Annotated in this window: 11 protein-coding genes; 2 read left to right on the top strand and 9 right to left on the bottom strand. The window is 40.7% G+C overall.

Annotated features, from left to right (window positions below):
* Positions 1-262 precede the first annotated feature (262 nt).
* The gene (locus C6H66_RS00445; protein ID WP_046394868.1) at positions 263-1,480 is read left to right on the top strand and encodes an MFS transporter; all 1,218 of its coding nucleotides are present in this window, start codon (positions 263-265) and stop codon (positions 1,478-1,480) included.
* Between the two features lie 241 nt (positions 1,481-1,721).
* Positions 1,722-3,428, top strand: a complete 1,707-nt coding sequence (ybaL, locus tag C6H66_RS00440) for a YbaL family putative K(+) efflux transporter (RefSeq protein WP_036775184.1) — start codon at positions 1,722-1,724, stop codon at positions 3,426-3,428.
* Positions 3,429-3,839: 411 nt separating this feature from the next.
* Here ybaL and C6H66_RS00435 read toward each other — a convergent pair whose 3' ends face one another.
* From C6H66_RS00435 to dnaX, 9 genes are all read right to left on the bottom strand, one after another.
* The gene (locus C6H66_RS00435; RefSeq protein WP_036808915.1) at positions 3,840-4,451 is read right to left on the bottom strand and encodes a LysE family translocator; all 612 of its coding nucleotides are present in this window, start codon (positions 4,449-4,451) and stop codon (positions 3,840-3,842) included.
* Positions 4,452-5,492: 1,041 nt separating this feature from the next.
* Positions 5,493-6,803: an inosine/guanosine kinase gene (locus C6H66_RS00430; RefSeq protein WP_040150057.1), complete on the bottom strand. Its 1,311-nt coding sequence runs from the start codon at positions 6,801-6,803 to the stop codon at positions 5,493-5,495.
* A gap of 96 nt (positions 6,804-6,899) precedes the next feature.
* Positions 6,900-8,003 (bottom strand): LPS O-antigen length regulator Wzz(fepE), encoded by a 1,104-nt coding sequence (gene wzz(fepE) / locus C6H66_RS00425; protein WP_105394493.1) that lies wholly within the window; start codon positions 8,001-8,003, stop codon positions 6,900-6,902.
* A 178-nt stretch (positions 8,004-8,181) separates the two neighbouring features.
* Positions 8,182-9,159, bottom strand: a complete 978-nt coding sequence (gene hemH / locus C6H66_RS00420; RefSeq protein ID WP_046394866.1) for a ferrochelatase — start codon at positions 9,157-9,159, stop codon at positions 8,182-8,184.
* Between the two features lie 176 nt (positions 9,160-9,335).
* The gene (adk, locus tag C6H66_RS00415) at positions 9,336-9,980 is read right to left on the bottom strand and encodes an adenylate kinase (protein WP_105394492.1); all 645 of its coding nucleotides are present in this window, start codon (positions 9,978-9,980) and stop codon (positions 9,336-9,338) included.
* Between the two features lie 184 nt (positions 9,981-10,164).
* Positions 10,165-12,057 carry a molecular chaperone HtpG gene (htpG, locus tag C6H66_RS00410; RefSeq protein ID WP_181150128.1) on the bottom strand — a complete coding sequence of 631 codons (1,893 nt, stop codon included), beginning with the start codon at positions 12,055-12,057 and terminating at the stop codon, positions 10,165-10,167.
* A 265-nt stretch (positions 12,058-12,322) separates the two neighbouring features.
* Positions 12,323-12,928, bottom strand: coding sequence for a recombination mediator RecR (gene recR / locus C6H66_RS00405; protein ID WP_105394490.1), 606 nt, complete (start codon positions 12,926-12,928; stop codon positions 12,323-12,325).
* Positions 12,928-13,257, bottom strand: coding sequence for a YbaB/EbfC family nucleoid-associated protein (locus C6H66_RS00400; RefSeq protein WP_021323842.1), 330 nt, complete (start codon positions 13,255-13,257; stop codon positions 12,928-12,930). Before C6H66_RS00400 ends, recR begins: the two co-directional genes overlap by 1 nt.
* A gap of 56 nt (positions 13,258-13,313) precedes the next feature.
* Positions 13,314-15,308, bottom strand: a complete 1,995-nt coding sequence (dnaX, locus tag C6H66_RS00395; protein WP_105394489.1) for a DNA polymerase III subunit gamma/tau — start codon at positions 15,306-15,308, stop codon at positions 13,314-13,316.
* Between the last annotated feature and the right edge of the window lie 21 nt (positions 15,309-15,329).

The raw sequence follows: 15,329 nt of genomic DNA, 5'->3' as shown, positions 1-15,329 counted from the left end.
TTTTTAGTGAATTGCCATGCAAAAACAGCTTCAAAAGCTAACAAGGCGGGATAAATTGATCATTTCTTGAGATAGGTTATGTATGTTATGCAGTTATTAGAACATGTTTTGCTTCGTCTTCGCGGGAGTACCATAAAACTATACCCAAAATAGTAAAAAATCAACTCTCTACCTAATATGTATTAAAATTCAACAAATAACCAATATACTGATTACTGATTACTGATTACTGATTACTGATTAAGACAGATTGGCAGCGAATATGAGTGAACAGAGCAATACTACTATAGCCCCATCTCCCACAAGAAAAACCAGGAATACTGTTTTTACTATTCTTGGTGCAATCAGTGTTTCACACTTATTGAACGATATGATCCAATCGCTGATTCTAGCGATTTATCCTTTACTACAATTAGAATTTAACCTAAGTTTTGTGCAAATCGGTATGATCACACTGACCTATCAGATTACCGCCTCTTTATTACAACCACTAATAGGTCTCTATACTGATAAACATCCACAACCCTATTCATTACCTGTTGGAATGAGTTTCACTCTATCCGGTCTATTACTGCTGGCCTACGCCAACAATTTCTCGTTAATTCTATTAGCATCTGCATTAATTGGCACAGGCTCTTCGGTATTCCACCCAGAATCGTCGCGCGTAGCACGTATGGCATCCGGTGGTCGGCACGGATTAGCCCAATCTCTTTTCCAGGTCGGCGGTAATTTTGGCAGCTCCCTTGGGCCTTTGCTAGCCGCTGTGTTTATTGCTCCCTATGGCAGAGGCAACGTTGGCTGGTTCACTCTGGCAGCATTACTCGGCATCATCGTGCTGCTACAGATCAGTAAATGGTATAAGGCTCAGAATTACATCAAGAAAAATCAAGCTAAAACTGACCTCGCCGTCAAAGTTTTATCAAGAAAAACCGTGATAGGTTCCTTGGTTATTTTGCTAATTTTAATATTTTCCAAATATTTTTATCTCACCAGTATCAGTAGCTATTATACTTTTTACTTAATACACAAATTTGGCATTTCCGTACAAAACGCCCAATTTCATCTGTTTATTTTTTTATTCGCAGTTGCAGCAGGAACCATTATTGGTGGACCAATTGGCGACAGGATCGGCCGAAAGTATGTTATCTGGATATCTATCCTAGGAGTCGCACCTTTTACCTTAGTTCTGCCTTACGCTTCTCTATACTGGACAAGTATTCTATCAGTGATTATTGGTGTGATTCTAGCATCTGCGTTCTCTGCAATCCTGGTATACGCTCAGGAACTTATTCCAGGTAAAACCGGGATGGTATCCGGCCTGTTTTTTGGGCTAGCTTTTGGTATGGGAGGTATTGGCGCAGCGGTACTTGGTGATATTGCAGACAGAACAAGTATTGAACTGGTTTATCAGATTTGTGCTTTTCTGCCATTACTTGGCATATTTACCGCTTTATTACCTAATATAGAAGATAAGAACTAGAAAAATCATCATCCAACCCCACATAAAATTTACTTTTTATGTGGGAATAGTGCTTATTTACCTTATAAATATTCAAATAGAACAACACAAATCCCTGTTACGGGTAATTTAATCCTTTCAATCCATATTTTTTGATGTTTTATTCATTTTTTTAGCGAATTTACCTAGAATTATCTATAAAATACAGTTACACCTACCTCTTCACTATGCTATTTACTAGCCTCAGCACGAAGGAGTCTTAATGGAGCACTCGACACCACTTATCACCACTATCGTTGGCGGGTTCTTTATCGCTTATCTGCTCGGTATGCTGGCACAACGCCTGAAAATCTCACCGCTGGTTGGTTATCTTACTGCGGGAGTACTCGCTGGTCCTTTCACTCCTGGTTTTGTCGCTGATGCATCACTGGCCCCCGAATTGGCAGAAATTGGTGTCATCTTATTGATGTTTGGTGTTGGACTGCATTTTTCACTCAAAGATCTGCTCGCCGTAAAATCCATTGCTATCCCCGGAGCAATTGCGCAAATATTGGTCGCGACATTACTCGGAGTAGGATTATCAGCAATACTGGGGTGGGAATTATTTAGCGGTATCGTCTTTGGTCTCTGTCTATCAACCGCCAGTACCGTTGTTCTGTTACGAGCGCTAGAAGAGCGCCAACTGATCGATAGCCAACGAGGTCAAATAGCTATTGGCTGGCTGATTGTCGAAGATCTGGCGATGGTGCTGACTCTGGTATTACTGCCTGCGGCTGCCGGTATTCTTGGTAATAAAGAAGCCGATATTGGGCAGTTAGTTATCGAACTCGCCATGACCGTCGGCAAAGTTATCGCGTTTATCCTGCTGATGATTGTTGTTGGCCGTCGTCTAATTCCGTGGGTACTGGCAAAAACCGCCAGTACTGGCTCCAGGGAACTGTTTACCCTTGCCGTGTTGGTTATCGCCTTGGGTATCGCTTACGGCGCCGTCGCTCTGTTTGATGCTTCATTCGCACTAGGGGCGTTCTTCGCCGGTATGGTATTAAACGAATCAGAACTAAGCCACCGTGCCGCCCAGGATACGCTACCACTCAGAGATGCTTTCGCCGTATTGTTCTTCGTTTCTGTTGGCATGCTGTTCGATCCAATGGTCCTTATTCAACAGCCACTATCTATATTGGCAACGTTGGCAATCATTATTATTGGTAAGTCCGCGGCTGCAATGTTACTCGTAAAGATGTTCGGCCACTCACGCCGGACCGCATTGACAATTTCAGTCAGTCTGGCACAAATCGGTGAATTTGCCTTTATTCTGGCTGGTCTTGGGGTCGCACTCGGCCTGCTTGATGCAAATGCCCGTAACCTTGTTCTGGCTGGCGCGATTGTTTCTATCATGCTAAACCCAGTTCTATTTAGCCTGTTGGATCGCTATCTGGAAAAAACAGAAACTATTGAGGAACAGTTGCTGGAAGAAACGCTGGAAGAAGAGACGCAAATTCCTGTCGATATCTGCGGTCACACTATCGTTGTCGGCTACGGACGTATCGGCAGCTTGCTATGCCAACGCTTGCAGGAAAAAGAGATCCCTCTGGTTGTTATTGAAAACACCAGAGCCAAATTTGAGGAACTCGGTGAACAAGGTATCAGTGCCGTCATGGGCAACGCCGCCAGCAAAGATATTATGTCACTGGCTCGCTTGGATTGCGCCTGCTCCCTTCTACTGACCATTCCCAATGGCTATGAAGCAGGTGAGATTGTCGCTAGTGCAAGAGAAGCACGCCCAGATATTAATATCATTGTCCGAGCTGACTATGACGATGAAGTTACCTATATCACGGAGCGTGGGGCTAGCCACGTTATTATTGGCGAGCGTGAAATTGCCAAAACAATGGCAAGTGTATTAGCCAATAGTGAGCAAGGCTATCCGACTGAGCCTCCCCCTGCGTCGCCCTTTTCGCCATTAATTTGAGAAAACGCAACTGTTGATGGAATCATTCCCTACTCCTTACCGAGTAGGGATCATGAGCCATCCTTATCACTTTAAGTACCGGTGATAAAGGACGGTTCAGAGGGAACAAAACTTTCAATTGAAATATTGCTCTACTTAATTCTGTACAACAAAAATCAATCGGATTATCAATTAATCCTTAGCCCATTCCAAACAAGATTCAGCTCCCCATTGAGGTAAATGTTTTTTCATAGGGGGTAAATACCATGTGTTGAATTTTTAGGGTTACTTAACATGATCATGGTATTTACCCAACTAAAATAAAGAAACTCTACACAAATCTGGACCGCCTTCAACTACCATTAGCTTAATAAAACTATTAATGCAAAAACCAATCAGTCGGAAGGTAACAGAATCAAACATCTCATTACGTCAAAGATATAAAACACCTTTCATTGACGTGTAAAACATTGAAACAGAGAAAACACATAACACTACAGAAGCGAGACGATAAAACAGATCGGGTTTTAAACTCCCTTTTCCCAGCTTTCCTGCATATAGCATTTTCCCAACCCCCACCCAAATTAAAGAAACAGGCAATAACGCGCAAACAAAAACCGCCATACATGGAATGTATTCTGACCACAAAGTAAATGCAGTAAGAGGAAATATATATGTAGCAAACACAAAAGCCTTAGGATTCAGCAACGTGGCAAATAATACCGTGATAAAGTGGATTTTCGCCGCATTCTTGTCTAATGAGAAATGCCAAACTTTAAAAGCCAAATAAGCAATGTATGTCGAAGCACACATCTTTAAGATAACTAATGACCATACGAAAGCATGAGAGACAGTAGATAAAAATAACCCCCACAAACTAATTGCTGTTATATAACCCAGTGCCTCAGCTAATATCAGCCTGAGTGTACTAATAAAACCATGTGAATATCCAGACGATACCAAAAGAGTATTGGTTGGTCCCGGCATAATTAAGACCATACTCACCATACTGGCAATTCTTATATAATCGTAGTAACTATTCATAGTATCCTCAATGGCTGTTATAGATAATAATTAATTACTTGAAATATAATAGGAAATTTTTAATAAAAAATTTCATCACGTTCCTCCATTTCTTTAAATTAGCAATAATAAGTTATAGTCATTAAATACTATGACTTTCATTTAATAGCTATTAGCTGCGTATTTTCTTCAAATGTTAGTAGTCTCAATAACTCCAATTCAATAATAAAAGATACAAAAAATCTGTCCTAATATAGGCCACAAAATCAAATAATTACAGTAAACAAAAAGTATTTCGCTAAATGATCCTTCTAAGTTATCAATCATCGATAAAATTTCGCTATCGGAATTAGCATTAGAAAACACTAACTCACAGATCAATACTATACAAAAAAATATGAAACTCCGTATCAGCCTAGGGGCTATTTCTAGAATATAGCAGCACCAATCCATATATAACTAATATCATTTCTATATATGGTCGATATCATTTCAATATATAAAGAATATCGTTTCAATACACGGCTAGTATCATTTCAGTATATTACTAATAAAGGAGTATCCTCTAGCCAATCATCTTGATTATAATTATTAGAATCAACAATTGAAAAATTAGTTCCAAGATTTTTAAAAATTGTGATTTTAGTCCAAATTCATCCTTTATCTGATCCCTCATAAAATAAATAGAAAAATTAGAGAAATCATTAAATCAGCACGAGTCTGGTTGATAACTTTAGCGATATCTAGCTATATTAGAAATGCGCTGCCCTATGAAATTTTCACATATAAAACAATAATATGAACAAAACACAAAAAACAAACAGAAATTTTTATTTGCATATTATTGCTATCTGAGTGATATAAATATTCTATTCCAGAATATTTTTGAATTTATTTAAACAAATATATAAATAAGAGCGAAATACTTTTTCTTTTATCAATTCAACAAAAAATCATTACTGTTAATAAAATAAACTTTAACTATCATTCATAATCTTAATAAATGATTTTATACCTAAATTTCGACGCCGTATAAATTAATACGGCGCCGAAATTTTAGAATTATCGCTCCCAATAAGACTCTTCCAAACTGTCTTCTTTTTCAGGTAAGCCACGACTTAATCGTGGGGAATGCTGACTCAATACCTGATAGCTAACTCTATTTGCATATTTACAAACCTGAGCAAGTGATGAATATGTCAGATAAGTACGGAGATGTTTACTGGAATTAGGCACATTCATTCTATGGTGATTATTAGCCGTTATATCATGCAGTAAAGCAGATAAAGCACCATCACCAGCACCATTGGTATTCATGATTTTTTCCGGCCCCCCCATATAAGGTTCAATATGGGAATAAACTTTCATTGGGATTTGGCAATCAGATTTACGCATAGCGCGGCTGAATTCATAACGGTTAAATTCAGCAATAGCCCCCGGTAGCAATGGGTGAGTTGTCTGACGCATGTAATCTTTTTCCGTATAACCTGCCATATATAATCCAGCTGGACCAGCGGTACACAAAACCAAATCGACCCAATCCAGCGCCATATCTGAAGCTAATAGCGGATCACTGCAACCAGTAAGCTCATAAGCCTCATCTTCATTCATTGCCAAAACAGAAATATTCTCAACTAAAAAGTCACGCCACCATTGTGGATCATCAGCAATAACGTATTTTGTCCCCAGCGTCAGAACGACAGGCACACTATGTTTTTTCGCATATTCAATAGCCTTCATAGTCGCTTCTGGCATTGGTTCTCCCGGTTTACAACGAACCAAGTAAGCGGTTAACACCAATGCAGAAGCTTCAGCAATAATCTTCTCAGGAATACTCTCCGGCTTAAGTTGATTCATTTGCCCAGGACTGATGGCAAAAGTGCGCTCACCATTTTCCGTTACTAGCGTAAAACAGCGCCCAATTGCCCCGTTCACACCTTGTAAGTAGTTCAGATCAGTACGACTAGATGTGTTACATAAATAGCGGTAAGCATAACTGCCAATCTGAATATTATTGCACATAGTACCTAGTAAGACAGAACGATCATCGGCAAGAACCGAGTAATTATGTAAGGTATTACCAATAGTGCCGCCAGCAAATTCGTGGCTAATAAGATTATTATCAGTAAGTTCTTTATACAGGGCTTCAGCGACATCATCTTCAATAACTAATGAATGCCCTTGGCTGAGGTTATAGCGCTGGATAAAATCTTCGTCTACTTTCGCTTCAATATCTACTAATGTCTGATCGATGCCAACGATATAAGCTCGGTTATTCTCACCATCCATCATCTCTTTAATTGGCTGGAGTAAAGGATCACGCAGACTGACGGGAAAATAGTGTTTTGATTTACGTTTACCGGGGAATTTCATTTTTGGTTGATGCTATAACGCTAAAAGATGCAGCATATTAGCACAACAAAAGACTAACAGGCAGCAAATGTCATTCGACATTTGCTACCAAAAAAACTACGCCGCTTTCTGACGACTACGTGCCATATGACGAATCAGAACAAACACTACAGCCAAGATCAGCCCAACGAAAGCACTGCCTACTAAAATAAGTAAACGCTTCGGTGAATCTTTCGCCGTTGGCTCATAAGGAGCCTGCATATATTTGAATGGTTGGAAATTAACTGTGTCTATTTTAAGTGCTTTAAGCGCCTTTATATAGAACAAACGGTTACGTAAGTCAGCATCAACTGAGGTGGGATCTTTAATATCCTCCGTAATTTTCAGCTTACGTTGTAATGCATCAGCCCCCAAAGCAATGGAATAATCTGGATCGTCTTTGATCATTGCACCTTCACTGGAAATAGGTTTTTTAATTCCTGCTGAATTAGCAATAGATAATGCATGTTTCAATCGCTCAATATTTGCTTCCTGTACGTTATTCACACGATTTAAATCAACCTTATATAAACCTTCAGAGTAAGCAAGCTTTTGTTTTACCATATCACTTAATTCACTCTTCACCTGCTCATGAACAACAGACGACACATAGTCAATATAGCCATTTAACAGGTTATATGCATCCTCAGCAGTTCCAGCACTGAAAATCAATTTAGTTTCACCATTTTCATCATCTTTCTCCGCTTTTGAAGAAGATGAAATATTATCATTTACAATCTTTTCAATAAGTTTTCTTTTTGCAAGCGGTGAATGATCATCTGATTTCGCTATCAGATTTTTAAAATAATCTGTATTGATCAGATATTCTTCACGTAAAACCCGTGAATTAAAATTATTTAAAAAATTATTATACAACGACGACGAAGTTATTGATGATTGTAAACTTAAAACCTCTAAATTAGTCAGGGTATCTTTAAGTGGTTGTATCTCTTCAAGTTGAGGTTTAACAACAGAAGCCGAACTACTCCACTTTTGTGGCATCAAAGATGCTGCTGCAAAGCCAATAACAGCAAAAAGAATAGTAACAGCAATAATCAATAACTTTGATTGAAATAAAACAGAGAATAACTCAAACAAATCAATTTCATCATCTTGTTTTGAATTGTAATAATTAAAATATTCTTCATTTAAGTTAGTGCCTTTAATCGGTTTATTACTCATTATTTATATCCAAATTCAAATATGCTGTTACTAATTGATATACAAAACATCATCCCACTAGCCCATAGGTTAATTCCCATTTACCCTGAAATAAGTATGGCATTCCCACCAAGCTAGCATCCGTGTAGCAATATACCCTAAAAAGCCAATGAACCCTAATGATAGATTAATCCTATCACTATTCATTCCCGTTTCTGACAAACCCGTTAACCAACGTTTCAAGGAGTAAAATATGGCTTGTATTGTCGTTAAGCGCAGGAATATATTCGAATTTTTCTCCACCAGTACTCAGAAATATCTCTTTATTTAGCTGTTTTATCTCTTCCAAAGTTTCCAGACAATCAGACGAAAAGCCGGGGCAAATCACCTGGATATGTTTTATTCCCTGATTAGGCAGGGATTTCACTGTTTGATCCATATATGGCGTCAACCATTGTTCACGACCAAAACGTGACTGATAAGCCACCATTACCCGTTCTGCCGGATAATTAATTGCCTGCTTTAGTAAGCGTGTTGTTAACTTACACTGTTCAGCATAAATATCACCCGTATCAGCATAACGCTGCGGAATGCTATGGTAGGAAAACAATAATCGGTCTGGTTGACCATGCTTATCGAAACTCTGCTCAATAGTCTCTTTCAGCGCAGAAATATAGGCCGGATGATCAGCATAACTACGAATAAAGTGAATCCCAGGAATAGTACGATATTTCTGCAATACCTGACTGACACCATCAAATACCGCCGCAGATGAGGAACTAGAATATTGGGGATAAAGTGGTAACACAATCAGCTGCTCAACATTCTGCTTAAGTAAGTTGTCAATCGCTTGCTCAAGAGATGGAGAGCCGTAATTCATTCCAAGTTCAACAGGGATGTCAGCAAGTCTTTCTGCCAGTAATTTCTGTTGCCGACGGCCATATACTAACAGAGGAGAACCTTCATCCATCCAAATTTTCTGATATAACTTTGCTACACGTGAAGAGCGCAAAGGCAAAACAAATCCATATAATATTGGCTTCCAGATGAATCGAGATAAGTCTATGACTCTTTTATCGCTCAGAAACTCAGCTAAATAACGTCTTACAGCCTTAGTTGTCGGTTTATCAGGAGTACCAAGATTAACTAATAAAACACCATATTTACCGTTGCTCATTATGTCGATCCTTAATTGTTTTGCTAGTGAAAACCCTAACACAATAAAATACAGATGAAAATCATGTTTATCTACGCAAACAATGAGGAAAAACCGACCAATTTACATGATATAGTAAATAAATAATATAAGATAAGGCGACTTGTTAGTCGCCTTCTAAGAACCATTTAGGTTGATTAACCTAAAATTTCAGTTAATTCTTCGCTAATCTCAGATACCTTACGAGTACCATCAATTCTAAAATATTTAGTATAATCTATCTCTGCTTCTTTTCGGTAGTAGGATACTAAAGGTGCTGTCAGTTGATGATATTCAACTAAACGTTTACGCACGATATCTTCGTGGTCGTCTTTACGAACGGTCAACTCTTCACCCGTAACATCATCCTTGTTCTCCACTGCCGGCGGATTAAATTTGATGTGATAAACACGGCCAGATGGCGCATGTATACGGCGCCCAATGATACGTTCAATGATGAGTTCATCGGGAACATCGAACTCCAGGACATAATCAACATTAATCCCCGCTTCTTTCATTGCATCAGCTTGGGGAATAGTACGGGGGAACCCATCCAACAAGAAACCATTGCGGCAGTCATCTTGTGTGATGCGCTCTTTGACCAAAGCAATTACCAGTTCATCAGTGACCAGCTTGCCATGATCCATCAGCGCTTTCGCTTTTAAACCCAATTCTGTGCCAGCCTTAACCGCAGTACGCAACATATCGCCAGTAGAAATTTGAGGGACCCCATATTTCTCCACGATGAATTGCGCCTGAGTCCCTTTACCGGCGCCCGGAGCGCCCAGCAGAATAATACGCATTGCGTAAATCCCCTTGCTAGTTAGTTTTTATATTTTCAGAAAACGAATCACCATACCATTTAGCATGGGGTTCGCTCAAGGAAACAGGTAAACGATTTCGTGATATTTTTCTGTAAAAATAAACCACGCCCCATCTTATTATTAGAGGCGTGGTTTACAATCGTTATCAAGAAATATAGTTAAATCAAGCTTTTTCAGACAATAGCAATTGATTCATACGGCGAATAAACTGATTTGGGTCTTCTAATGTGCCACGTTCGGCAAACAATGCCTGATCAAGCAACAGTTCAATCCAATCCGCAAATTGAGCCTCATCACTGATATCAGCAGCCAGTTTTACCAACTGATGATCAGGATTCAGTTCAAAATTGTACTTAACATCCGGCACTTGTTGACCAGCCGCAGCAAACAATTTCGCCATCTGCGTGCTCATTTCATCCGCATTTGTTGTCACAATTGCTGGAGTATCAGTCAGACGGTGAGTCAATTTAACCTCTTTCACGCGATCACCAAGCAGTGTTTTCACACGCTCAACAAACGGTTCCAGTTGCTTTTCAATTTCTTCCTGCTCGGCTTTGTTTTCATCTGCCAGTTTATCCAGGGACTCATCGGCTTTACTGACTGATTGGAATTTTTTACCATCAAAATCAGTGAGGTATCCCATCATCCATTCATCAATGCGCTCTGACAGCAACAGAACTTCAATACCTTTTTTACGGAACAGCTCCAAATGAGGACTGTTTTTCGCCGCAGCGTAACTGTCTGCGGTGATGTAGTAGATCTTATCCTGACCTTCGGTCAGCCTGCTAACATACTCTTCCAGAGAAACTGTCTGTGCCGAGCTATCATTATGAGTAGAAGCAAAACGCAGCAATTTAGCGATAGTTTCCTTATTGGTACTATCCTCTGCCGGACCTTCTTTCATTACCAGACCAAACTGTTGCCAGAATTGCTGGTACTTTTCCGCATCATCTTTCGCCAGTTTATCCAGCATCTGTAATGCACGTTTGGTCAATGCATTACGTAAATTACGAGTAATAGAATTATCTTGTAAGATTTCACGGGAAACGTTCAGCGGCAAATCGTTGGAGTCAATCAGGCCGCGGACAAAGCGTAAATAGTTCGGCATAAACTGTTCCGCATCATCCATAATAAACACACGCTGGACATACAATTTCAGCCCGTGCTTATGCTCACGGTTCCACATATCCCACGGAGCCTGAGACGGAATATAGAGCATGCTAGTATATTCCTGTTTACCTTCTACGCGGTTATGGCTCCAGATCAGCGGATCAGAAAAATCATGAGAAATATGTTTGTAGAACTCTTTGTACTCTTCATCTGTAATTTCAGATTTGCCACGAGTCCACAAAGCTTGAGCTTTATTAATCTTTTCCCAAGTTACTGTATCCTCTTCTCCCTCTTCTTCGCTCTTGTTTTTGGTTTCAATTTCAACTGGCAAAGCAATATGGTCAGAGTATTTACTGATAACAGAACGCAAACGCCAGTCATTCAGGAATTCATCTTCTCCTTCACGTAAATGAAGGGTGATTTCTGTACCGCGCGTCTCTTTTTCAATATCAGCAACCGTGTAATCGCCTTCTCCGGCAGACTCCCAAAATACGCCCTGATCAATTAAAGCGCCAGCCGCACGAGTACGTACAGTGACTTTATCAGACACAATAAATGCAGAGTAAAACCCAACACCAAACTGACCAATTAACTGGCTGTCTTTAGCCTGATCTGAACCAATAGATTCCAGAAAAGCTTTTGTTCCTGATTTAGCGATTGTTCCAAGATTATCGATAACTTCATCACGAGTCATTCCAATGCCATTATCACTGATCGTGATGCTTCTCTTTTCTTTATCAAAAGAAAGACGAACGCGTAGTTCACCATCATTTTCATAAAGTTCTGGAACAGATAATGCGCGGAAACGTAATTTGTCAGCAGCATCGGAAGCGTTTGAGATTAGCTCACGAAGGAAAATCTCTTTATTGGAATAGAGTGAATGGATCATTAATTGCAGAAGTTGTTTTACTTCAGACTGAAATCCACGGGTTTCCTGACCTTTCATACTCATTTATTACCTCAATCTAAATCCAGTTCAGATAGACAAAATCAGACGATAATATGCAGATGGGGATAAATAAGTTGAATTTCAAGTTTGATTATCCAAAAGAATTATGAAGTCACTTTTGCGGATAACAAAATGAACTAAAAGGCATGCGCCACATAAATGTAGCGCCTCAAAACCTTTACGATTTGCTCTAACCAGACTACAACTCTGTTCAAGCACATATTCAATCACAACTCGAAAACCGTAAGGCATTAACAGAAAATCAATAAGTAATCTTCTGCCGCCCGGCAATTGAATGAGACAATGTTGTACCGTCTACCATCTCAAGTTCACCACCAACCGGTACACCATGAGCAATACGACTTGCTGTCACACCGTACTGAACGCATATCTCTGCGATATAATTGGCAGTAGCCTCTCCCTCCACTGTCGGATTGGTCGCCAGAATCACCTCTGAAATCTCTTCAGTGGCGAGACGATCCTCAAGACGATCTAAACCGATATCCATTGGACCAATGCCATCTAATGGGGATAAATGCCCCATCAATACAAAGTAACGCCCGGCAAACTGCCCAGTTTGTTCAATAGCATGAATATCCGCAGGGCTTTCAACCACACAGATTTGACCGTTTTGTTGACGGCGTGGATTAGCACAAATCGTGCACTGTTCCTGTTCGGTAAAAGTCCGGCAATATTTGCAGTGTCCAATTTCTGACATCGCTCTGGTCAATGCCTGAGCCAAACGCATTCCACCACTGCGATCACGCTGTAGCAGATGAAAAGCCATCCGCTGCGCAGATTTAGGGCCAACCCCTGGTAAACAGCGTAATGCTTCCATCAAGGATTCAAGGAGAGGACTGGTTTGCATCAGAATGGCATCTTAAAGCCTGGCGGCAATTGCATCCCACTGGAAACACTTGCCATTTTCTCTTTCTGAGTCTCTTCAATACGACGAGCTGCGTCGTTGAATGCAGCAGCAATCAGGTCCTCCAGCATCTCTTTGTCATCTTCCATCAGGCTTGGATCGATCTCAACACGACGGCAATTATGAGCACCATTGATAGTCACTTTAACCAGACCTGCACCCGATTCACCCGTCACTTCCAGATTGGCGATTTCTTCTTGCATTTTCTGCATTTTGTCCTGCATTTGCTGGGCCTGTTTCATCAAATTGCCCAAACCACCTTTACCAAACATAGATTTCTCTCTTCGCTATGGCTACATCGTACAACAAGGTACAGATTGCAGCATGGTTAAACCGGTCGGATACTCTCTTCATCCAATTCAGCATCAAATACCTGCCGCAATGTTTGAATAGTTTTATCCGCAATAATTGATTGGCGAGCTTGTGCCAATTTCTCTTCATAAATGGCTTGTCGCCACTCCAGCGGAGTTTTCTCCGCAGGATTATCATCTTCAATAATGCTGAATTCAACCGTTGCGCCATACAACTCGCTCAAAGCCCCCGCTAATGATTTTTGTGCGAAAGCGGAATTAAGGTGACGCTGGCTCGAACGTAGGTGTAAACGGATATTATTTGCACTAATCTGCTCTTTAAACGCATTTAATGCCAATTGCTGCACCAGCTTAGGAATTTTAAGTTTACCAACTTCTGCGGCCCATGCATCTCTCTGTTTAGATTCTTCCGCTAATTTATCTACCAGCTCTGGGGTTTTCTCATGTTCCAAAGCTGTTCTTAAAGCCTTTGGTGTAGCCACATGAGTTTCTGTTTTCTCCTCAATATTCTTGGCTCGCCAACGATAAGCTTCTTTTTTCTCAGGTTTGTTTTCCTGTTTTTTATCTATTGATGACTGAGGCCGCTGTCCTGACACTGCGGCAAGCCGTTCCAATGCTGAAGTTGTTGACTTCATTTTAACAGGTGTAGCCGATTCAGGCTTTTTTGTTGGCGTTTGCTCTTGCTGTCGGGATAACACACTCCTTGCTTTCAGCAACTGCGCGGTTGGGCTTGATGAAAGCGCCTGAGGTATCTGAGGTTGCGACGGAGAAGTTCTATCCAATTGTGCCGGTTCATTAATATCATTAGCAGGTGGCACATCCCCCTGATCACTCTGTTTATGTTTCGGCTGTGCTGTAACTGGTGTTGTAACTGATGGTATAACCGCAGGATTTACCACCGGCGCAGCAACCTCTTCAATAACTTTTTTGGGATGAAATGCCAAAGCTCTGAACAGAGCCATTTCAACCCCCATCCTGCGCTCCGGTGCATACGGCAAGTCCCTACGACCAATCAGCAAAGTTTGATAATAAAGTTGCAAATCTTCCGGTGAAATAGCTTTTGCCAATATGCGCAAACGACCTTCAATCGATGAAGAAACGATCTCTGGTTGGGAAGGTAATAGTTGGAGCATTGCAATACGATGTAGCAATGAAAGGATCTCTACCAACAAATCTTCCCAGTCAGCACCACGTGAAGCAACTTGTTCCACCAATGCCATAACCTGCTGACCGTCAGCTCGAATCAATGCTTCAATAATTGATAACGGTTGCTCATCATCTAATGTTCCTAGCATCAAGCTAACTATTTCGGCTGTTACCTGGCCCTGCCCGATAGCAATAGCCTGATCTGTTAGACTCAACGCATCACGCATGCTGCCATCAGCAGCGCGAGCCAATAGCTGACGAGCACGGCTGTCACTCTCTATATGTTCAGCTTTAAGAATACGTTCAAGCTGATCGCTTATTTGACCAATATCCAGCGATTTGAGATGGAACTGCAAGCAACGGGAAAGAATGGTCACTGGCAATTTTTGCGGATCAGTCGTTGCCAGTAGAAATTTCACATGCTCAGGCGGCTCTTCCAACGTTTTCAATAACGCATTGAAGCTGTGTCGGGAAAGCATATGCACTTCATCAATCAGGTAGACTTTAAAACGCCCACGAGCCGGAGCATATTGCACATTATCTAGCAATTCACGCGTATCTTCGACTTTGGTACGGGAAGCCGCATCAATTTCAATTAAATCGACAAATCGCCCCTGTTCAATTTCAAGGCAATTAACACATTTACCACAAGGCTCATCAGTAATACCCGTTTCACAATTTAGCCCTTTGGCAAACAAACGGGCGATCGTTGTTTTCCCGACACCTCTCGTGCCAGAAAATAAGTAGGCGTGATGAAGCCGACCGTGGGCAAGACCATTAGCCAACGCAGTCAGGATATATTCCTGACCAATAACATCAGAAAATATTTGTGGGCGCCACTTACGGGCAAGTACCTGATAGCTCATTGATACCGGGAAAATCGAATA

It is taken from the genome of Photorhabdus hindustanensis (genome assembly GCF_002968995.1).
Taxonomy (GTDB): Bacteria; Pseudomonadota; Gammaproteobacteria; order Enterobacterales; family Enterobacteriaceae; genus Photorhabdus; species Photorhabdus akhurstii.
This window is presented reverse-complemented; position numbering and strand designations above follow the sequence as displayed.

What these genes read in the sequence shown, in the direction of transcription:
- hemH (WP_046394866.1), bottom strand. Translation starts at nt 9,159, where the DNA reads ATGAGCAACGGTAAATATGGTGTTTTATTAGTTAATCTTGGTACTCCT.
- C6H66_RS00445 (WP_046394868.1), top strand. Translation starts at nt 263, where the DNA reads ATGAGTGAACAGAGCAATACTACTATAGCCCCATCTCCCACAAGAAAA.
- dnaX (WP_105394489.1), bottom strand. Translation starts at nt 15,308, where the DNA reads ATGAGCTATCAGGTACTTGCCCGTAAGTGGCGCCCACAAATATTTTCT.
- C6H66_RS00435 (WP_036808915.1), bottom strand. Translation starts at nt 4,451, where the DNA reads ATGAATAGTTACTACGATTATATAAGAATTGCCAGTATGGTGAGTATG.
- C6H66_RS00400 (WP_021323842.1), bottom strand. Translation starts at nt 13,257, where the DNA reads ATGTTTGGTAAAGGTGGTTTGGGCAATTTGATGAAACAGGCCCAGCAA.
- adk (WP_105394492.1), bottom strand. Translation starts at nt 9,980, where the DNA reads ATGCGTATTATTCTGCTGGGCGCTCCGGGCGCCGGTAAAGGGACTCAG.
- recR (WP_105394490.1), bottom strand. Translation starts at nt 12,928, where the DNA reads ATGCAAACCAGTCCTCTCCTTGAATCCTTGATGGAAGCATTACGCTGT.
- C6H66_RS00430 (WP_040150057.1), bottom strand. Translation starts at nt 6,803, where the DNA reads ATGAAATTCCCCGGTAAACGTAAATCAAAACACTATTTTCCCGTCAGT.
- htpG (WP_181150128.1), bottom strand. Translation starts at nt 12,057, where the DNA reads ATGAAAGGTCAGGAAACCCGTGGATTTCAGTCTGAAGTAAAACAACTT.
- ybaL (WP_036775184.1), top strand. Translation starts at nt 1,722, where the DNA reads ATGGAGCACTCGACACCACTTATCACCACTATCGTTGGCGGGTTCTTT.